The following is a 19,384-nucleotide window of genomic DNA, read 5'->3' on the forward strand; positions in this document are numbered from 1 at the left end:
AATGGACATCGATGTGCGCTGAACAGCACAGCAATAAAATAAAAGAAGGATTTTAACAATGAGTCAATTTATTCCCTTAACCATTAAATCAATCCAGCCGCAAACGGAAAATGCCATTTGTATTTCTTTTGCTGTGCAAGATGAACAAACCTCAGCGTTTCAATATCAACCAGGTCAACACCTGACCATTCGTCATCTCACCGAGCAAGGTGAAATTCGTCGTTGCTATTCGATTTGTAGCGATGTGCAAGAAGATATGAGTATTGCCATTAAAAAAATTGATCAAGGTCAATTTTCAACATGGGCAAATGAACACCTCAAAGTAGGGGATGTGTTAGAGGTAATGCCACCTCAAGGGGTGTTTTTCCAAAAAGCAGCAAAAGTCGGTGGACAACATTATTTAGGCTTTGCTGCAGGCAGTGGAATTACGCCAATTTTATCCATCGTGAAATCAGTGCTGAATCGTCAGCAAGATGCCACATTTACACTGGTTTATGGCAATCGTTCATGGAAACAAACCATGTTTGCTGAACAAATCATGGATCTTAAAGATCGCTTTCATCAGCGTTTGCAACTGGTGAATATTTTTTCACGTGAATTGAATGACAGCGAGATCTTTAACGGTCGTATTGATGCTGAAAAGCTCCAGCAGTTAGCCAAAGCCGGTTTGATTCGTACAGATACCGATCACTGTTTTGCCTGTGGTCCAGAAGAGATGATGACGGCCGTTGAGGAAATTTTGCCGACGCTAGGGATTGAGCGCAGCAAGATTCATACAGAACGTTTTAATACAGGTACGACTACAAAAGCATCAGCACAACAAGTTGCGCAACGTAGTGAAGAAAAGGTCAACATTATTTTAGATGGTCGTGAGTTGATCATTGAGGTATCAAAACAAGATGACAGTATCCTCGATGCCGCATTACGTGCAGGTGCAGATTTACCTTATGCCTGTAAAGGTGGGGTGTGTGCCACCTGTAAGTGTAAGGTGCTTGAAGGTGAAGTCGAAATGGCCATCAACTACAGCCTTGAAGAGGATGAAGTTGCAAGAGGTTATGTCTTGAGCTGCCAAGCCCGTCCAACCACAGCTAATGTACGTTTAAGTTTTGATGAATAACGCCGTGTGGAATGAAAGTATGGACATGCAATATCTAAAAAGTAGTTCTCCCAAAACCGGTGTGGTGCTCATTGAACTGAATCGCCCTGAAAAACGCAATGCCTTAAACAATGCTACATTGCAAGAGCTCGCGGATTATTTAACAACCTTAGATAAAGACCGTGAAGTGCGTGCAGTCGTGATTACAGGTCATTCACAATGCTTTGCTGCAGGCGCAGACTTAAATGAATTGGCACAGCTTGATGTAGTGAATATTCAGCAAGATCAACGACCACAGTTGTGGAAGCGCATTGATGAATTTTCCAAGCCTTTAATTATGGCTGTCAACGGTTATGCCTTAGGTGCAGGTTTTGAATTGGCATTGCATGGTGACATTGTGTTGAGTGGTGAAAATGCACAATTTGCTTTACCAGAAATTGGTTTAGGCATGTTGCCCGGGGCAGGTGGAACACAGCGTTTGGCACGATTGGTCGGTCAACAATTGTGTATGCGCTGGGCGATGACAGGTGAAATGATCAGCGCCCAGACCGCATTGCAACACGGGATCAGCAGTCAAATTTGCCCAACAGCTTTAACGGTGCAATATGCCGTTGAATTGGCAGAAAAAATTGCCAAGCAAGCACCCCTAGCGATTCGTGTGATTAAACAGTCGCTAAAAAGTATTCATGAAGTGACCCTAAGCCAGGGTTTAAAACTCGAGCGTCAACATTTTGTGTGGTTGGCAGCAACCCAAGATCGTCAGGAAGGCATTCAAGCTTTCTTAGAAAAAAGACAACCCGCATTTAGAGGTGTGTAATGGATTACCAAACAATTATTGTCGAAGAAAAAAATGCAGTCGGTTATTTAACGTTTAATCGTCCAAAGCAACTCAATAGCTTTAATGAAACTATGCACAAAGAAGTCTCAGGAGTTCTCAAAGCATGGGCAAAAAATGCTGAGATTCGTGCAGTGGTGATTTCTGCGGAAGGTCGAGGTTTTTGTGCAGGACAAGATTTAAGTGACCGCGTGGTTGATCCAAATGCCGATGCACCTGATTTAGGCCGCTCGATTGAAATGTATTATAACCCACTGATCAAACTGATTACTGAAATGCCGAAACCAGTGCTGTGTGCAGTAAATGGTGTAGCAGCGGGTGCAGGTGCCAACATTGCTTTGGCTTGTGACATTGTACTGGCTGCAAAATCAGCATCCTTTATTCAAGCCTTTTGTCGTTTAGGTTTAGTTCCAGATTCGGGTGGAACATGGTTTTTGCCACGTTTGGTTGGTCGTGCACAAGCAATGGCTTTGGCTATGCTTGGCGATAAGATTCCTGCTGAGCAAGCACAACAATTGGGCATGATTTGGCAAGTGGTTGAAGACGAAAAACTGAAAGCCGAAGCCAGCAAATTGGCAGAACATTTAGCGACACAACCCACTTATGGTTTGTCATTGATTAAAAAAGCCATTCATGCTGCAGCAGCTAATAGCCTCGATGAGCAATTGATTTTAGAACGTGATTTACAGCGTTTAGCAGGGCGTAGCAGTGACTATCGTGAAGGCGTACAAGCCTTTATGCAAAAACGTACACCACAATATACAGGATGCTAAATCATGGCAGAACTTCATTTACAGCATGCCCCTGTGGCAGTGATTGGTGCCGGTACCATGGGCATCGGCATTGCACAATTGGCGGCCATGCATGGCCATCCGACCCATGTGTATGATGTCGATCCACAACGTGTAGAAAGTGCTTTTGCTGCACTAAAACAGCAATTACAAAAACGTGTAGATGCCGGAAAAATGGCGGCTGATCTCTTGCAACTGACCTTGTCCAATTTAAACGTGGCAGCGGATTTACACGCATTAGCAGACAGCCAACTGATTATAGAAGCGATTGTAGAAAACAAAGACGTTAAACAAAAGCTATTTCAACAGCTTGCTGATATCTGCTCGCCTGAGACGATCTTTGCATCCAATACATCTTCAATCTCGATTACTGCGATTGCTGCCAATATTCCACATCCAGAACGCGTGGTCGGTTTGCATTTCTTTAACCCCGCACCAGTGATGAAGTTAGTGGAAGTGATTGCAGGCTTAAAAACAGACCCAGCAATTTCTGATGCTTTAGTCAGCTTGATGACAGCATGGAAAAAAGTGCCAGTACGTGCCAAATCCACTCCAGGGTTTATCGTCAATCGTATTGCACGTCCTTATTATGCGGAAGGATTTCGTGCCCTGCAGGAAAATGCGACCACGCCTGAGCAACTTGATTTTATCATGCGTGAATGTGGACGCTTTTCGATGGGGCCGTGTGAGCTGACCGATTTAATTGGCCAAGATATTAATTTTTCTGTCACACAGAGTGTCTATGATGCCTTTTTTGATGAACCGCGTTATCGTCCATCCTTAATTCAAAAAGAATTAGTCGATGCAGGCTGTTTCGGTCGCAAAACTCAACAGGGTTTTTATGACTATCGAACAGAACATTCTAAAAAAGTGTATCAACTCCCTGTGATTTACAGTAAATCACCTGAAAAAATTGAGGTGGTGGTCAAAGGTGATTGGTCACATTCACATGGTTTAATCGCACTATTGCAACAATCTGCACATATTCATCTGCGTATTGAAGCGGCGCCAACGGTTGAAATTCTCATTGGTGATGTGTCTTTACGTTTATCAATGGGGCAATCTGCCGAGATTGATTATGCAACACAAAAAGTGGTGTTGATGGATTGGCATGGCGATTGGTCACAAGCCAAAGCCATTGCAGTTACAGCTTCACCAGCGTGTACAGAGATAGATCAAAAAACGATTGAACAGTTGTTTATCGGTCTTAATATTATCCCGATTTGGTCACAGGATCATCCAGGCTTATATGTGCTGCGTAGCATTGCAATGTTGGTCAATGAGGGGTGCGAGGCTGTTTTACATCAAATTGCATCTGAACAAGACATTGATTCAGCCATGAAATTTGCTGTGAATTATCCTAAAGGACCATTCCAATGGGCACAAGAATTAGGATACAACATTATTTTACAGACTTTGCAAAATCTGTATCGTATTTATGGTGAAGAGCGTTATCGTCCTAATCTATATTTATTAAAAAAAGCGGCACAAGGACATGTGTCAACTCAGCAGCCATTACGCGCTGCCAGTTAAGGATAAAATGATGCAAGATGTATTTATTTTTGATGGGATTCGTACCCCAATTGGGCGCTATGCCGGTGGTTTAAGTAGTATTCGTACAGATGATTTGGCTGCATTGCCGATTCAGTATTTGAAGCAACAACATCCAAATTTGCCTTGGACGGAGGTCGATGAAGTGATTCTCGGCTGTGCCAACCAAGCGGGTGAAGACAATCGTAACGTGGCACGGATGGCAAGCTTGCTTGCCGGTTTACCTGACAGTGTACCTGCCATTACAGTCAATCGTTTATGTGCTTCAGGTCTTGATGCAGTTGGTCTTGCTTCGCGTGCGATTAAAGCGGGTGAAGCGCAATTTGTATTGGCAGGTGGAATTGAAAGCATGTCTCGTGCGCCATTTGTTCAGTCTAAACCGACGAGTGCATTTAGCCGTACACCTGAAATTTTTGATACCACGATTGGTTGGCGTTTTATCAATCCTGCATTTAAAGCCAATTTTGGCGTCGACAGCATGCCTGAAACTGCTGAAAACGTGGCAGAAAAATACAATATCAGCCGTGCCGATCAAGACCAATTTGCCTACAACAGTCAGCAAAAAGTCGCAAAAGCACAGGCTGAAGGTCGCTTTGAGCGTGAGATTTTACCAGTCGAGATTAAAAGCAAAAAAGGTGTAGTGCGTGTTGCTCTAGATGAACATCCACGTGCAGAAACCACACTAGAAGCTTTAAATGCACTTAAAGCACCATTTCGTAAAGAAGGAGGTTCAGTCACAGCAGGCAATGCATCAGGTGTCAATGATGGTGCTGCATGTTTACTCTTAGGTAATAACGCCTTTGCTGAGCAGCATGGTTTAACTCCCCAAGTGAAAGTTTTAGGGATCGCAAGTGCTGGTGTAGAAGCACGTTATATGGGTATTGGGCCTGTACCTGCAGTGCGTAAAGTTTTAGCACAAACGGGCTTAACTTTAGAGCAAATGGATGTGATTGAACTCAATGAAGCCTTTGCAGCACAAGCTTTAGCTGTGATTCGTGAACTGGGTTTAACGGATGATGATGCACGTATCAATCCAAATGGTGGTGCCATTGCTTTGGGCCATCCACTTGGCATGAGTGGTACACGTTTAGTCCTTACCGCAATGCATCAACTGAAAATTCAACAAGGAAAATATGCGCTGTGCACCATGTGTGTGGGCGTTGGGCAAGGTGTTGCCTTAATACTCGAAAATATCAATTCAGGACGTAATTGATTGACATAAAACAAGCTGTCGCGATGACTGCGTAAGGAGTAAGACAATGAATAAAAATGCAATGGAACACATCGAAACCGCATCTGTAGATGAATTACGTCAACTGCAAGTTGAGCGTTTAAAAAAGACGCTCAATCATGCTTATCATAACAGCACGGTGTATAAGCGAAAGTTTGATGAAGCAGGTGTACATCCGGATGATTTTAAACATCTTGAGGACTTAGCAAAATTTCCTTTTACCACCAAAAAAGATTTACGTGACAATTATCCATTTGGCATGTTTGCGGTGCCTCAAGAGCAAATTGTGCGCGTACATGCTTCATCGGGCACTACAGGTCAACCGACGGTGGTTGGCTATACCCAACATGACATCAATATCTGGTCGGACGTAGTCGCACGATCGCTGCGTGCTGCAGGGCTAAGCAGTAAAGACACCATTCAAGTGTCGTATGGTTATGGTTTATTTACCGGTGGCTTAGGTGCACATTATGGCGTAGAGCGTTTGGGTGCTACTGTCATTCCAATGTCAGGCGGGCAAACAGACAAACAAGCGCAGTTAATTCACGATTTTAAACCAACAGCACTCATGGTGACACCATCGTATTGCTTGAATATCATTGAAGCCCTGGAGAAAAAGTTTGGTTCAGCCAAAGACTGTTCTATTAAAACTGGTGTATTTGGTGCTGAACCTTGGACCAATGAAATGCGTAAAGAAATTGAAACGCGTTTAGGAATCGATGCATTAGATATTTATGGCTTATCTGAGGTCATGGGTCCTGGGGTGGCAATGGAATGTTTAGAGTCCAAAGATGGCCCAACCATTTGGGAAGATCATTTCTATCCAGAAATTATCAATCCTGAAACAGGCGAAGTGGTGCAAGATGGTGAGCTGGGTGAATTGGTATTCACGACAATTACCAAAGAAGGCATGCCGGTTATTCGTTATCGTACCCGTGATCTGACACGTTTACTGCCAGGCACATCACGTACCATGCGTCGTATGGATAAAATTGTCGGTCGCAGTGATGACATGATGATTATTCGTGGTGTGAATGTGTTCCCATCGCAAATTGAAGAGCAAATTTTGCAAATTCCACAATTAATTGCCAATTATCAGATTCATATTTGTAAGCAAGGTCACTTGGATACATTGCATATTCGCACTGAAATGCGTCAAGATAGCAGTCCTCAATTGGCGACGCAGCTTGCAAACCAATTAAAATCACAAATTAAAACCATGGTGGGGATTAGTGTGAGTGTTGAAGTGCTGAATGAAGGGAGTTTACCTCGCTCTGAAGGCAAAGCGCAGCGCGTGTTTGATATTCGACAATCCGCTTAAATGAACATGCCTGATGACTAGGTTCATCAGGCAATTCACAGGTAAATGAAAACGCAATGAATCCTAAATTAAAACAAATTATTGATGAGTTTATTCAACGTGAAGCGCTCAGTGGGACTTCATTGGTCATGACCATTTTTGGTGATAGCATTTATCACCGTGGAGGTGTCATCAGTCTTGCGAGCTTAATTCAGCTAATGGACGTATTTGGCTTGAATGAACGTTCAGTGCGTACTGCGGTCTTTCGTTTGGTACAAAATGGCTGGCTGAGTTCAGAGAAAATTGGGCGCACCAGTTATTACCGTATTACGGAAAGTAGTCGTCAGCGTTTTATCATGGCCGATCAAAAAATCTATGGCTTTAGTCATAAAGATTGGGATAAAAAGTGGGACTTGGTGCTACTGAGCTCAGTTGAACTTGAAAACAAATTGGTGTTAAAGAAAGAGCTTGAGTGGTTAGGGTTTGCCAATATTGCAACTAATGTCATGGCTTATCCAGGCTGTGATCAACAAAAGCTGCAAAATTTATTACTTAGTCATCAAATGACCGATCAAGTGGTGGTATTTCGTGCCGAAACCCTAGAACTTTGGCAAGAATCTTATCCCACCATTAAACGTATGGTGGTTGTGAATTGGCCCATTCAAGAATTACATCAACGCTATGAAAAATTCATTAGTGATTTTCGTGAGTTTTTCTATTTTGTCGAGCAAGATGAAGAAATAGATGCCGTCCAAGCCTTTCAAATTCGTATCTTATTGATTCATCAGTTCCGTCGTATTTTACTTAAAGATCCAAATTTACCATTTGAGTTGTTACCGACGGACTGGCTGTCGTTAATTGCACGTAATTTAAGTACCAATTTGTATCAGGCGGTATTTATGGCAGGCGATGAGTTTTTCTTAAATATTGCACGTACGGCTGAAGGCAGTATGCCGCCTGCACACCCACAGTTTTATAAACGTTTTGGTGGTTTAAAACAGCCAGATTTGAGCTATTAAATTAGCGTCTAATTTAAAATTAACAATAAGGATATAACAATGCCGTGCTATGCCATTGATGGCGTGATTCCAGTCGTCGATCCTCAGGCTTTTGTACACCCAAACGCCGTGTTGATTGGCGATGTGATTATTGAGGCAGGGGTTTATATTGGACCTTTTGCTGCCTTACGTGCCGATTTTGGCCGTATTCATATTCAAAAAAATGCCAATGTACAAGATTCTTGTACCATTCATGGCTTTCCAAACAGTGTGACCTTGGTGGAAGAGTATGGTCATGTTGGTCATGGTGCTATTTTGCATGGCTGTGTGGTACGCAAGAATGCCCTCATTGGCATGAATAGCGTAATTCTCGATGAAGCTGTGATTGGGGAAAATGTGATTGTAGGTGCCAACAGTACAGTTAAAGCAAAAGCAGAGATTCCTAACAATATGCTGGTGTTGGGCAGTCCTGCACGGGTGGTAAGAGCCTTAAGTGATCAAGAAATTGCTTGGAAAAGTCATGGTACAGCGCAATATATTGATTTGACCGAACGTTGTCTCAACAGTCTGCAAGAAGTGAAGCCTTTACCCCATGACACAGCAGAACGCTTAACATATAAAAATTTTCAGGCAGATCATGTCTTAAAGCAAGATATGTAAGCTATTTACATATTAAATTAATGTGTCCAAAACGCTATGGTATCGTGTAAATGTCCGCTCTTGATATACAGCGTTGCACCTAATTCAGTGGCATGTAGAGCAAGGTCATGATTTGAAGGCAAACGCATCCATGTTCACGTAGGATATACATAGTGTCCTGAGATGAGCTCACCGGCAAGAATAAAAATTTCAATGCCATGTTCAGCACTTTCAGCCATGCATTGATTGGGTTTTAATTTTTCTAAAAAGTATGTTCACTATTTGATTTAAATAACGGACAGATTTTTTCGATCTTGCTTAATGTACCAATGTGTAGCGTCATGTGTATTTATGCGTGTCGGCATAACTTCATCCTCTGTCATTTGCATGAGTTTTACAAATATATGGCAGCCCATTTCGCTTGATACACGATGGACAGATTGATGTGGATTACGTATATACCATCCTGCAGGAGAGTCTTGATCCTCATTTTCAGTAAACGTTCCAGTTAAAACCAAAACTTCTTCACCAAGTGGATGCGAATGTTCAGGAAATTGAGATTTTGCAGCAAACTCTACAATACTCGTGGTACATGCCTTATCTGCACCAATTTGGTCAAGCATCATACCATTGACTTCACCGCCTGGAGATTTGACCCAATGGTAATCTTGCGGAGTGATGATAATTGGTTTTGAAAAATCAGCATGAAGATGCATAACACAATACACGTTTGTAAATTTAAAGAGAAAATAAATGTAACTTTTTCAACAACACTATACGAGTTTAAACAACATCTCAGCAGTTGAATTATTAAGTGAATTGCAGTGCAATGGGAAGGAGGGACGTCGGTTGTATGTAAAGGTCAGGGCAGGTCCGAGTAATCACTAGGGGCTCAGTACAAGGAGATACTATGATAATTCATGGTTTAATTTAACGGTTCAAAAGTATCCTTACACCGCGTAGCAAGATCAGCATTGTAATTATCTATAAACAAAATACCTGTAGCGACTTTAACTGCTCCACAGCGCCCAAAATTTTATAATTTCAAGCCCAAGACTGAATTTCGTACGAGCAGATTGCGACTTTATATAGTCATGATGTGATATGGACTTACGTTAATTTGCTTTAAAAAGCATATAGTTGCTTGGACTTTTTGGTGATTTTAAAGATGATTATGGTTATATACATGGGGTTCTGCTTGTTTCTTAGGAATTGATCAAGATGCCAAATATGTGTCAAAGCATATTTTAAAATGTTATCAAATTTTTCAAATATGCTGGGAGGATTGCTTGGCGTTAATATGACGCATAACAAGATGACTCTAGGAAAATAGGGTCATTTTTCGATGTTCTGTTTTAAATCCTAAGAAAAACGTCATGTGACAATTTTTTGGAATCAAAGCATTAAACAAGTGATCAATGTGAGAAAATAAGAATAGTTTTTGTGCCAATTAAAGAATCAGAGAATTACGTAAGCCAGACAATAGGTCAGTATCATGTTTAGGTTTGCATAATACTTTATTTAACTTATGTTCACATAAAGTCAGATTCATAAGATAATTTTCAATATTTTTATTTATATATCAGTAAATTATATATTTTTACTCACGGGTTTTAATATCACTGGTTCATGAACCATTATTTAGATTCTCTATCTTATATTTTTTTAATAAAAACAAATTCTTTTTAATAATAATAACTTACTGAGTTTATTCAGCTTTATTTTTCATAAATAAATCAAATCTTAATATTTCAATTTCTGGGTCTAATTAATTATTGTTTGCTCAAGTTGTTATAACAAGTTGAATGCGATGTCGGAACCAACCAGCAAAACGAGCCTGTTGCCTTTGTATGAACAAGTCAAAGGGCAGTTACAACAAAAAATTCAATCAGGTGAATACCCAGCATTGAGTCAATTGCCATCAGAAAATGAGCTTTCAGAGTTGTTTTCTGTGAGCCGCATTACCATTCGTCAGGCGCTGCATAAGCTTTCACAGGATGGTTTGATTTTTAAAGTGCATGGCAAAGGTACTTTTGTCAGTAAGCCGAAAGCCTATCAAAACATCACACAGCTTCAAGGCTTTGCAGAAGCCATGTCATCGAGTGGGCATCACATTTTAAATGAAGTGTTGTCGATTGAATTCATTGAAGCACCGCTCAAAGTCACCTCCAAATTGAAATTGGCTGTACGTAGTCAAGTGGCTGAAATTAAACGGGTACGTTTGCTGAATAACGAACCTGTGTCTTATGAGTTGACTTATTTACCTGCAGAAATTGGCTTACAACTTCAAAACAAACAGGTGGATTTACGTGTTAGCGATATTTTCACCGCCATTGAACAAGACTTATCTATACCACTGGGTTATGCCGACTTAAACATTGATGCCATACAGGCAGATGACGAATTAGCACAGCTACTTTCAGTGGATATTCATACACCTATTTTACGTGTGGAACGACTCACACACGATGCTAACGAACATCCGATTGACTACGAATATTTGTACTTCTCAGGCGAAAGCTTCCAGTACCAATTACGCATTTTTCGTTAATCAGGATCAAGGAAATATTATGGAAACCAAATATTTAGAATATGACATTGTAGTCATCGGCGGTGGAACCGCAGGGCCAATGGCTGCGATTAAAGCCAAACAAGCCAATCCTGATTTAAAGGTATTACTGATTGAAAAAGCCAATGTAAAGCGCAGTGGTGCAATTTCAATGGGGATGGACGGTTTAAATAATGCGGTGATACCGGGTTATGCCACGCCTGAGCAATATACCAAGGAAATTACCATCGCCAATGATGGTGTGGTCAATCAAACGGCCATTTATGCCTATGCGCAAAATAGTTTTAAAACCATTCAACAGTTGGATCAATGGGGCATCAAATTTGAAAAAGATGAAACAGGTGAATTTGCTGTAAAAAAAGTTCATCACATGGGGGCTTATGTGTTGCCGATGCCTGAAGGACATGATGTTAAAAAAGTCCTGTACCGTCAAATGAAGCGTGCGCAGGTCAAAATTAATAACCGTATTGTGACTACCAAACTGCTTAAAGATGAACAGGGTGCAATCAATGGTGTACTGGGTTTTGACTGTCGTAGCGGTGATTTTTATGTCATTAAAACCAAAGCTGCCATTTTATGTTGTGGTGCTGCTGGACGTTTAGGTTTGCCATCTTCAGGTTATTTGATGGGAACCTATGAAAATCCAACCAATGCTGGCGATGGCTATGCCATGGCTTACCATGCAGGTGCTGAACTTGCCAATTTGGAATGTTTTCAAATTAATCCTTTGATTAAAGATTATAACGGGCCTGCTTGTGCTTATGTGACAGGACCACTGGGTGGTTATACCGCAAATAGTAAAGGTGAACGTTTCATTGAATGTGATTACTGGAGTGGTCAGATGATGTGGGAGTTTTACCAAGAACTTGAAAGCGGTAATGGCCCCGTATTCTTAAAAGTTGATCATTTAGCAGAAGAAACCATTCAAACCATTGAAGAAATTTTACATACCAATGAGCGACCAAGCCGTGGCCGTTTTCATGAAGGGCGTGGCACCAACTATCGTTCTGACATGGTGGAAATGCATATTTCAGAAATTGGTTTCTGTAGTGGTCATAGTGCGTCAGGTGTGTGGGTCAATGAAAAAGCTGAAACTTCTGTGAAAGGTCTATATAGCGCAGGCGATATGGCGGCTGTACCACACAACTATATGTTGGGTGCATTTACTTATGGCTGGTTTGCAGGTGAAAATTCTGCGGAATATGTCGTAGATGTTGCAGATTCAGAGCTCAATCAAGCAGAAATTGATGCAGAACGTGAACGGATTTTTGCACCATTAACCCGTAAACAGGGCTTACCCTCAGACCAAGTGGAATACAAGTTACGCCGCTTTGTAAATGACTATTTGCAACCGCCAAAAACACGTCAAAAAATGGAAATTGGTTTACGTCGTTTTGAAGAAATTAAGCAGGATATTGCTCAAATTTCTGCTTCAAACCCACATGAACTCATGCGTGCTGCCGAAGTGTCTGTGATTCGGGACTGCGCAGAAATGGCGGCTCGGGCATCTTTATATCGGACGGAAAGCCGTTGGGGACTGTATCACTACCGTGCCGATTTCCCAGAAAAAAATAATGATGATTGGTTCTGTCATGCACATTTGAAAAAAGATGCACAGGGCAATATGACAAGCTTTAAAAAGCCGATTGAACCCTATGTGGTCGCGATTGAAAAAGCAGAACAAAACACATATGACCAACTGCGTATTCAAAAACAGCAATTGGCGCTTGCAGAATAAATTTTAAAATATTCAAGATACGGAAATATAAAAATGGCACTGATATTTAAAGAAGTTTCACATCGAACTGTAGCTCCAGTCTTGGTCGATGAAGATAAATGTATTGCGGATAAAGGCTGTACGGTCTGTGTAGATGTTTGTCCGATGGATTTGTTGGCGATTGATCCTGAAACCAATAAAGCCTTTATGCAATTTGATGAATGCTGGTACTGCATGCCTTGTGAAAAGGACTGCCCAACCGATGCAATACACGTCAATATCCCGTATTTATTAAAATAAAAGAGACTCATCCATGCGTAAATTAACAACACAAAAAGCGCTAATCAGTACCATCGTCGGTCTAGCCGTTGTAGGGGGGCTAAGCGCTTGTGACAGTAAAAATACTGATAAAACCAATACAAATAGCACATCAGCAAAAGCTGAAACAGTTCGCATCGCCATTGGTACACAAGATACAACCATTAACTGTGCAACGGGTGGTTTACTGATCCGTGAACTGAATTTACTCGATAAATATTTGCCCAAAGATGGTGAATATAAGAATGTGAAATATGACATTCAATGGAAAAACTTTACTTCAGGTGCACCTTTAACCAGTGAAATGGTGGCAGATCGCTTAGATATTGGTGCGATGGCTGATTTTCCTGCAGTCAACAATTTAGCGGCTTTTCAAAAAGCAGGTAAACAAAGTTTATTCTTAAATCCGCTCTCAGGAAGTACTACGGGCAGTGGAAACGCAATCGTTGTACCGACTGATTCCAAGGTGAACTCGATTGCAGAACTTAAAGGACAAACGATTTCTGTTCCTTTTGCTTCGACTGCACACGGCTTATTGCTACGAGTCGCCAAAGAACAAGGCTGGGAGTTAGATAAAGACATTAAAATTATTGCACAAGCACCTGAAGTTGCAGGTCCTGCATTAAAGAGCAATAAGATTGCAGCGCATGCAGATTTTGTGCCTTTTGGTGAATTGTTTGCATATCAAGGCATTGCTCGAAAAATTTATGACGGTTCACAGGCCAATGCACCGACTTTTCATGGTTCGATTGTTGCTAAAAACTATGCAGAAAAACACCCTGAAGTTATAAAAGCTTATTTGCAAGCTACGATTGAGGCAGATCAACTGCTACAAAAAGAACCTGAAAAATATAGTCAGATCATTGCCGATAAAACAGGTATTCCTGCGGAAGTGGTGTATTTATTTCATGGACCACTAGGTTTACAAACTCGAGATTTAACATGGAAACCTGAATATCGCCAAGCGACACAAACAGCCGTCGATACCTTAAAAATATTAGGTAAAAATGACGGGAAAATTGATGTAAATCAATTTATTTCAGAACAATACATTAAAGACGCATTTTCAGCATCCAAGCTCGATTATTCTAAGTCTTTAGCCAATTATGGCAAATCGCCTCTAGTTGCAAAGGATGCCTTAACAGGTGAACCAATTCAGACTTTTAAGCATGTGACACAAATTTGGGTCAAAGGTGAAAACCACGTGCGTAGTTATGAAACGGCTGAACATGCATTCCAAGATTTAAAGAAAATTCAACAAGCGGGTCAACAAACCCGTGTGGTGTATAGCCAAGATTTCCAAAGTGACATCAAGTTACTGTCAAATTTAGCATGGTTCGCAACCAATCAAACGGGACAAATTCAAGCCTTTTTACTCAAAGATGATGCCACGAAGTTTGCGCAAACCCACAGCGGTAAAGTTTATGACTTTAAAGCCGTTCAACAACTCGTGAAATAAAGGCAATCACATTGTCTAGCCTAATCGCCAACAATGAGGAAAGGCATTATGGGAAGTTTAGTTGAAAATCAGGAAAAGGCGCTGCATCCAGCCATTTCTGTAAAATGGGATGCACTTAAAAATCCAAAATTGAGTCAATTTATCTTGGGTACAGTTTCGCTGGTACTGTGCTTATTACTGTGGCAAGCGTTGGCTCAATTTAAGATTAATCTGGTTATTGTGAATTTTAGCAACGTACCGACACCTATTGAAGTTGTTCAAGCTGTTATTTAATTTTTCCAACTACCAACAGCTTTGGCGCATTTAAAAGCCAGTATGTTACGAGTACTGATTGGTTTTGCTTTAGCGGGTGTGGTTGGCGTGACATTCGGCTTGCTGATTGGTCAATACAAAAAAATGTCAGCATTTTTTATGACCCCACTTGAGGTCTTGCGTCCAATTCCTGCGGTGGCTTGGATTCCATTGGCAATTTTAATTTTTCCATCGTCTGAAGCTTCCATGATTTACATCACTTTTATTGGGGCGCTGTTTCCAATTTTATTAAATACCATTCATGGTGTGGAAGCGGTAGATCCTCGATTGATTGCTTCTGCAAAAAGTCTCGGTGCATCTGAATTTTCCATTATACGTGAAGTAGTTATACCAGGGGCTTTACCCAATATCACTACAGGGCTATCTATTGGTATGGGGACATGTTGGTTTTGTTTAGTTACGGCTGAAATGATTTCAGGTCAGTTAGGGATTGGTTATTTCACTTGGGAATCTTTCACGCTACAGAATTACAGCAGCATCGTGGTTGGCATGTTACTCATTGGTGCCTTAGGCATGTTGAGTAGTGCTCTAGTACGTTGGATTGGGAAGAAATTTACCCCGTGGTATCAATTGAGGAAAGCCTAATGACTGAGCATGTGAATCAAACTGTAAAAAAACTCGGTGAAATTGACATCCGTAAATTGTCTTTACACTTAGGACAAGGTCAGCAGCGCTTTCAAGCTTTAAATCAGGTCGATATACATATTCGAGCAGGCGAATTTGTGTGCTTACTTGGACCTTCGGGTTGTGGAAAATCTACATTGCTTGGCGCATTGGCAGGGCACTTGCTATATAGTTCTGGCGAATTATTGGTCGATGCTGAAACAGTGTCTAAACCACATCCTGATCGTGGTTTGGTATTCCAGCATCACACTTTATTTCCTTGGAAAAGCATCATTGAAAATGTGGCTTTTGGCTTAAAAATGAAAGGTATTTCAACAACGGAACGCCAAAAACAAGCACAGCATATGATCGACTTAGTTGGACTAACAGGTTTTGAACAGAAATTTCCTGCGGAACTCTCAGGGGGGATGCAGCAACGGGTTGAAATTGCTCGTGTATTGATTAATCAGCCCAAAGTGTTATTGATGGATGAACCCTTTGGTGCCTTGGATGCGCAAACACGTATTCGTATGCAGCAACTCTTGCTCAATATTTGGCAGGATATTCAAACCACAGTGCTATTTATTACTCATGACATAGATGAAGCACTGTTTTTGGCGGATCGGGTGCTGATTATGAGCCATCGTCCTGGACGAATTATTGAGGAAATTCCACTGAATTTTTCCCGTCCTCGAGACATTGACATTGTTACTTCACCAGAATTTACCGAATTAAAGAAACATTGTATGCATGCTTTAAAGCGTGAAATTTTAGAAGATATGAATCGATTAAATCCTTTGGGGATTCCCAAAAAAGCAGTAGTAGAAGGATAAACCCCATGCCGTTTCAATACCCAGAATTAAAAAATTTAGCTGAAGATGATTTAGATTTTCTTGAACAAATCAATCAAGAAGATGAAAAAAGACGCTTTATTGCACTTATGAATATTGCAGATGAAGAACGTGAAGATTTATTACCATGGCTGCATTATGCTTTGGCACATGACCCAGCGGTGCTAGTTCGTTTAGAAGCAGCAAAACGACTTGAAGGATGGGAAGATGCAGACAGTTTAAATGCTTTGGCAAGTGCACTATTAGACTCAGATATAGAAGTAGTTGCAGCTGCGACACAAAGTTTAAGTGAAGTTAAACAGGCTGAATCTGCTGAAGTTTTAACAGGCTATTTAGTAAGAGAGGAATCTGCGGTCAAAGTTGCGATTTTAAGAGCCTTAAAACCTTTACGTGATCTAAGTTCTTATCAAGAAATTGAAAAACATATTCATCACACAGATGTATTAGTACGCCGTGAAGCGGTGAGTACATTGAGTTGGTTACAGCAAGAACAAGCCGTTAGCAGTTTAAGTCAAATTGCACGCAACGACCCAGATTTAGAGACTCGTCGTATTGCAACAGGTGGGTTAGGTTATGTAAAACAGTCACATCCTGAAGTTATAGATGCTTTAGCCTATGGTTTAGCCTCACAAGATTGGCAATTGCGCGTTGAATCTGCATTAACTATTGGAAAATTAAAATTAGCCTCACTTGAAGAAAATTTGGTTGAATTGTTGTATGACACCTATTGGCAAGTGCGTATTGCAGTGGTGCGTAGTTTAGGACTCATTAAATCCAAACAGGCTTTGGATGGTCTGGCACATAATTTTGACTTTAAAATTAGTAACCTCCGTAAAGAAGTCGCTTTGGCATTGGGCGAAATTGGGGGTAGTCGTGCCGAACAATTATTACAAGAGCATGCAGATGACCCAGACCCTGAAGTGCGTAAAGCGATTCGTATTGGTTTAGGGTTAATTTTGGAGCAAGCCCATGCAGAATAATTCGCAAACAAAACCTACAGATATTCAGTTTGATGTTGAGCGAGATCTCATCCATTTTATTTGGTCGGAAGAAAAGATTGTCACTTTAAGTCATGATCAACTGCGAAATGCATGTCCTTGTGCATTTTGTCGTTATAACAAGATTAAGAAGTTACCGATTTCATCGGTCGATCATGTACAGGTTACCGAGTTGAATAGCCAAGGTTATGGTGTACAGATTTGCTTTAGTGATGGTCATAATCAAGGGATTTTTCCTTGGGAATATTTAAAAAATATTTTATAAAACAATTTAAGATGGATATTTTATTAAATATTCATCTTTTTATTCGTAAAAAATATTAAAAAACAATAATTAAAAAATATTTAATAAATGCATTGATGTAAGGAAAACAACAATAAAATTACATGAAAGTGTTGATGCAGCAAAATTACATGGTCAAACCAATGTAATAGTTGACGTAATAGTGCATGAGAAATTTAATCAGAAGAAAAAACGTGATTAACTTTATAGAGGTGTTGAGTTATACCTCTATAAAAAATGATCTTTTGACATTGAAAGAAAATAAAGTTAATTATGAAACTTTGCCCAAATGGGTTTTATTTTAAAATTAGCTTTATTTTTTTCGATTTCGTTTTTAGCTTTAATTTCTGCTGAAAATGTCAAAATGAATTTTTATAGACAATAGGTCAGTATCATATTTAGGTTTGCATATTACCTTATTTAACATAATATACATTATACGAAATGCTTCAACTTTATTTACTAAGATGATGATTCACAGCCGTTCATTTAATTAAACTTGTTACTGAAAATTAACTAATTTTGTAACTCTATCAGATGTAGACAATCCTACAGTATTTACGAGTATGCATTTATCATCTTCTAATTTTAGATAGATGTTAGATGCAAATATTTCATGGAGATCTATCTTTCTTCCTTGGAACTTCTGTACCTCTTTAATTTTATTGCTTAATTCAAAAATAATATTTATAAGTAATTCGAACAGGATTTCCTCAAGGAATTTCTCAACTTTTTTGCTGATTTTTATTTTTCGATAATGAAACTCCTGACTTAAGATTCTCTTGACCTCAGTATGTCCTAATAACGAGTAATCTAACCAATTAGCACTGATTAAATATCCTACTTGCTCGTATTGACAAGTCGTCCATAAATTGTTGTGAAATTGATTTTCACTTATTTTCCAGTAATACTCTCTCTTTCTATCAGCCCATTTACATTTTTTTTTGCAATGAATTTTATTAATATAATTTAGGTAATTATTAATAAATTCAAAAAATTTAAAATTATTAAATTTATCAGCTTGCAATTTATTTTTATAGTGTTCTAAAATATTATTTATTTCATACTTGTAATCTCTTATAAAAATTAAGACTTCCTTGTCATAATATAATTTTACTTTGGGTGGTCTTTGTTTTATATTCCTGAATATAAAATTAAGATCAGTGTCATTAATTGGGAAAATGTAGTTAAAAAATCCTAATAATCTATTAATATCGCTCTCATTCGTAGCACATATAATATTTCCTGTAATTGGGAAATATTTTTGAATTTCTTTTTCCAATCCGACCACCCAATTTTTTATTTTACAAAATCTCAATGTTGAAACTCTTTCTTTATTTCTTGGCCAATCTAAATTTAAACTAATTGCTAATTCTTTTATTTTTTCAACTCTTGAATAAAAATAGTCATTTTTATTAGATGATGATTCTGTCAATAAATTTATTTTTTGCAATTTAGTCTTGTGTACTGGACATATACTAATCCAATTTTTGTTAAAAATTTCACTATGAAATCCAGTTTTCATACATAATTCGCAGTATAAAAATATTTGCTTACGAGTATTGTTTCCTTTTTCTACTTGTATTCCACTCTCAATGCAATCTAGTTTGGCGTACTTGAATTGAGAGTAGGATTCTAAAATATCCTTATCATTTTTTGATATATGTCTAAAAAAATTATCAAATTTAATTTTATCAGTATACAAGGGCTTTGTTGCACAAAGATTTGAAATGCAAAGCGCCCCTAATTGATCCAAATTTAAGGCGTAACTTGGGTAAGTGGGCGACCTAATTCCGTAAATCTGTTAAGGACTGCTACACGTGCATGGATCTC

16 protein-coding genes and 2 pseudogenes are annotated in these 19,384 nt (G+C 39.5%); 16 read left to right on the plus strand and 2 right to left on the minus strand.

Annotated features, from left to right (window positions below; all coding sequences use genetic code 11):
- The first annotated feature begins 58 nt into the window (after positions 1 to 58).
- The 8 genes from paaE to FTT92_RS09765 are packed head-to-tail and all read left to right on the plus strand — an operon-like array spanning position 59 to position 8,462.
- Positions 59 to 1,117, plus strand: a complete 1,059-nt coding sequence (paaE, locus tag FTT92_RS09730) for a 1,2-phenylacetyl-CoA epoxidase subunit PaaE (RefSeq protein WP_180102102.1) — start codon at positions 59 to 61, stop codon at positions 1,115 to 1,117.
- A 25-nt stretch (positions 1,118 to 1,142) separates the two neighbouring features.
- Positions 1,143 to 1,913, plus strand: a complete 771-nt coding sequence (locus FTT92_RS09735; RefSeq protein ID WP_180172027.1) for an enoyl-CoA hydratase-related protein — start codon at positions 1,143 to 1,145, stop codon at positions 1,911 to 1,913.
- The gene (gene paaG / locus FTT92_RS09740) at positions 1,913 to 2,704 is read left to right on the plus strand and encodes a 2-(1,2-epoxy-1,2-dihydrophenyl)acetyl-CoA isomerase PaaG (protein ID WP_078193733.1); all 792 of its coding nucleotides are present in this window, start codon (positions 1,913 to 1,915) and stop codon (positions 2,702 to 2,704) included. The genes FTT92_RS09735 and paaG overlap by 1 nt, the downstream gene beginning before the upstream one ends.
- Before the next feature lie 3 nt (positions 2,705 to 2,707).
- Positions 2,708 to 4,255: a 3-hydroxyacyl-CoA dehydrogenase gene (locus tag FTT92_RS09745; protein ID WP_180172011.1), complete on the plus strand. Its 1,548-nt coding sequence runs from the start codon at positions 2,708 to 2,710 to the stop codon at positions 4,253 to 4,255.
- A 10-nt stretch (positions 4,256 to 4,265) separates the two neighbouring features.
- A complete protein-coding gene (gene pcaF / locus FTT92_RS09750; RefSeq protein ID WP_180172012.1) occupies positions 4,266 to 5,486 on the plus strand; it encodes a 3-oxoadipyl-CoA thiolase in 1,221 nt (406 codons plus the stop codon).
- Between the two features lie 46 nt (positions 5,487 to 5,532).
- Positions 5,533 to 6,825, plus strand: coding sequence for a phenylacetate--CoA ligase PaaK (gene paaK / locus FTT92_RS09755; protein ID WP_180172013.1), 1,293 nt, complete (start codon positions 5,533 to 5,535; stop codon positions 6,823 to 6,825).
- 56 nt (positions 6,826 to 6,881) lie between these two features.
- A complete protein-coding gene (locus FTT92_RS09760; protein WP_180172014.1) occupies positions 6,882 to 7,823 on the plus strand; it encodes a PaaX family transcriptional regulator C-terminal domain-containing protein in 942 nt (313 codons plus the stop codon).
- Between the two features lie 39 nt (positions 7,824 to 7,862).
- Positions 7,863 to 8,462: a gamma carbonic anhydrase family protein gene (locus FTT92_RS09765; RefSeq protein ID WP_180172015.1), complete on the plus strand. Its 600-nt coding sequence runs from the start codon at positions 7,863 to 7,865 to the stop codon at positions 8,460 to 8,462.
- Between the two features lie 17 nt (positions 8,463 to 8,479).
- Here the strand turns inward: FTT92_RS09765 and FTT92_RS16870 are convergent.
- Positions 8,480 to 9,157 (minus strand): annotated as a pseudogene (locus FTT92_RS16870) (cupin domain-containing protein).
- Positions 9,158 to 10,251: 1,094 nt separating this feature from the next.
- Here FTT92_RS16870 and FTT92_RS09775 point away from each other — a divergent pair.
- The 8 genes and pseudogenes from FTT92_RS09775 to FTT92_RS09810 all read left to right on the plus strand — a co-directional run bounded on the left by FTT92_RS09775 (position 10,252) and on the right by FTT92_RS09810 (position 17,533).
- Positions 10,252 to 10,992 carry a GntR family transcriptional regulator gene (locus FTT92_RS09775; RefSeq protein WP_180172016.1) on the plus strand — a complete coding sequence of 247 codons (741 nt, stop codon included), beginning with the start codon at positions 10,252 to 10,254 and terminating at the stop codon, positions 10,990 to 10,992.
- 19 nt (positions 10,993 to 11,011) lie between these two features.
- A complete protein-coding gene (locus FTT92_RS09780) occupies positions 11,012 to 12,748 on the plus strand; it encodes a fumarate reductase/succinate dehydrogenase flavoprotein subunit (protein WP_180172017.1) in 1,737 nt (578 codons plus the stop codon).
- A 33-nt stretch (positions 12,749 to 12,781) separates the two neighbouring features.
- The gene (locus tag FTT92_RS09785) at positions 12,782 to 13,027 is read left to right on the plus strand and encodes a ferredoxin family protein (RefSeq protein WP_180073818.1); all 246 of its coding nucleotides are present in this window, start codon (positions 12,782 to 12,784) and stop codon (positions 13,025 to 13,027) included.
- 13 nt (positions 13,028 to 13,040) lie between these two features.
- Positions 13,041 to 14,504 (plus strand): ABC transporter substrate-binding protein, encoded by a 1,464-nt coding sequence (locus FTT92_RS09790; protein ID WP_180172018.1) that lies wholly within the window; start codon positions 13,041 to 13,043, stop codon positions 14,502 to 14,504.
- Positions 14,505 to 14,552: 48 nt separating this feature from the next.
- A pseudogene (locus FTT92_RS09795) lies at positions 14,553 to 15,401 on the plus strand (ABC transporter permease).
- Positions 15,401 to 16,252 carry an ABC transporter ATP-binding protein gene (locus tag FTT92_RS09800; RefSeq protein WP_180172019.1) on the plus strand — a complete coding sequence of 284 codons (852 nt, stop codon included), beginning with the start codon at positions 15,401 to 15,403 and terminating at the stop codon, positions 16,250 to 16,252. The pseudogene FTT92_RS09795 and the gene FTT92_RS09800 overlap by 1 nt, the downstream one beginning before the upstream one ends.
- Before the next feature lie 5 nt (positions 16,253 to 16,257).
- Positions 16,258 to 17,250: a HEAT repeat domain-containing protein gene (locus FTT92_RS09805; RefSeq protein WP_180172020.1), complete on the plus strand. Its 993-nt coding sequence runs from the start codon at positions 16,258 to 16,260 to the stop codon at positions 17,248 to 17,250.
- Positions 17,240 to 17,533, plus strand: coding sequence for a DUF971 domain-containing protein (locus FTT92_RS09810; protein WP_180172021.1), 294 nt, complete (start codon positions 17,240 to 17,242; stop codon positions 17,531 to 17,533). Before FTT92_RS09805 ends, FTT92_RS09810 begins: the two co-directional genes overlap by 11 nt.
- Before the next feature lie 520 nt (positions 17,534 to 18,053).
- On the opposite strand, the gene FTT92_RS09815 is transcribed toward FTT92_RS09810, so the two are convergent.
- Positions 18,054 to 19,307: a hypothetical protein gene (locus FTT92_RS09815; RefSeq protein ID WP_180172022.1), complete on the minus strand. Its 1,254-nt coding sequence runs from the start codon at positions 19,305 to 19,307 to the stop codon at positions 18,054 to 18,056.
- Between the last annotated feature and the right edge of the window lie 77 nt (positions 19,308 to 19,384).

Source organism: Acinetobacter sp. YH12023, from assembly GCF_013420135.1.
Lineage (GTDB): Bacteria > Pseudomonadota > Gammaproteobacteria > Pseudomonadales > Moraxellaceae > Acinetobacter > Acinetobacter amyesii.

Excerpts from the sequence above, each read along its gene's own strand:
- paaK (WP_180172013.1), top strand. The coding sequence starts at position 5,533 with ATGAATAAAAATGCAATGGAACACATCGAAACCGCATCTGTAGATGAA.
- FTT92_RS09810 (WP_180172021.1), top strand. The coding sequence starts at position 17,240 with ATGCAGAATAATTCGCAAACAAAACCTACAGATATTCAGTTTGATGTT.
- FTT92_RS09735 (WP_180172027.1), top strand. The coding sequence starts at position 1,143 with ATGCAATATCTAAAAAGTAGTTCTCCCAAAACCGGTGTGGTGCTCATT.
- FTT92_RS09745 (WP_180172011.1), top strand. The coding sequence starts at position 2,708 with ATGGCAGAACTTCATTTACAGCATGCCCCTGTGGCAGTGATTGGTGCC.
- FTT92_RS09760 (WP_180172014.1), top strand. The coding sequence starts at position 6,882 with ATGAATCCTAAATTAAAACAAATTATTGATGAGTTTATTCAACGTGAA.
- FTT92_RS09805 (WP_180172020.1), top strand. The coding sequence starts at position 16,258 with ATGCCGTTTCAATACCCAGAATTAAAAAATTTAGCTGAAGATGATTTA.
- FTT92_RS09800 (WP_180172019.1), top strand. The coding sequence starts at position 15,401 with ATGACTGAGCATGTGAATCAAACTGTAAAAAAACTCGGTGAAATTGAC.
- pcaF (WP_180172012.1), top strand. The coding sequence starts at position 4,266 with ATGCAAGATGTATTTATTTTTGATGGGATTCGTACCCCAATTGGGCGC.
- FTT92_RS09775 (WP_180172016.1), top strand. The coding sequence starts at position 10,252 with ATGTCGGAACCAACCAGCAAAACGAGCCTGTTGCCTTTGTATGAACAA.
- FTT92_RS09790 (WP_180172018.1), top strand. The coding sequence starts at position 13,041 with ATGCGTAAATTAACAACACAAAAAGCGCTAATCAGTACCATCGTCGGT.
- FTT92_RS09765 (WP_180172015.1), top strand. The coding sequence starts at position 7,863 with ATGCCGTGCTATGCCATTGATGGCGTGATTCCAGTCGTCGATCCTCAG.
- paaG (WP_078193733.1), top strand. The coding sequence starts at position 1,913 with ATGGATTACCAAACAATTATTGTCGAAGAAAAAAATGCAGTCGGTTAT.
- FTT92_RS09785 (WP_180073818.1), top strand. The coding sequence starts at position 12,782 with ATGGCACTGATATTTAAAGAAGTTTCACATCGAACTGTAGCTCCAGTC.
- paaE (WP_180102102.1), top strand. The coding sequence starts at position 59 with ATGAGTCAATTTATTCCCTTAACCATTAAATCAATCCAGCCGCAAACG.
- FTT92_RS09780 (WP_180172017.1), top strand. The coding sequence starts at position 11,012 with ATGGAAACCAAATATTTAGAATATGACATTGTAGTCATCGGCGGTGGA.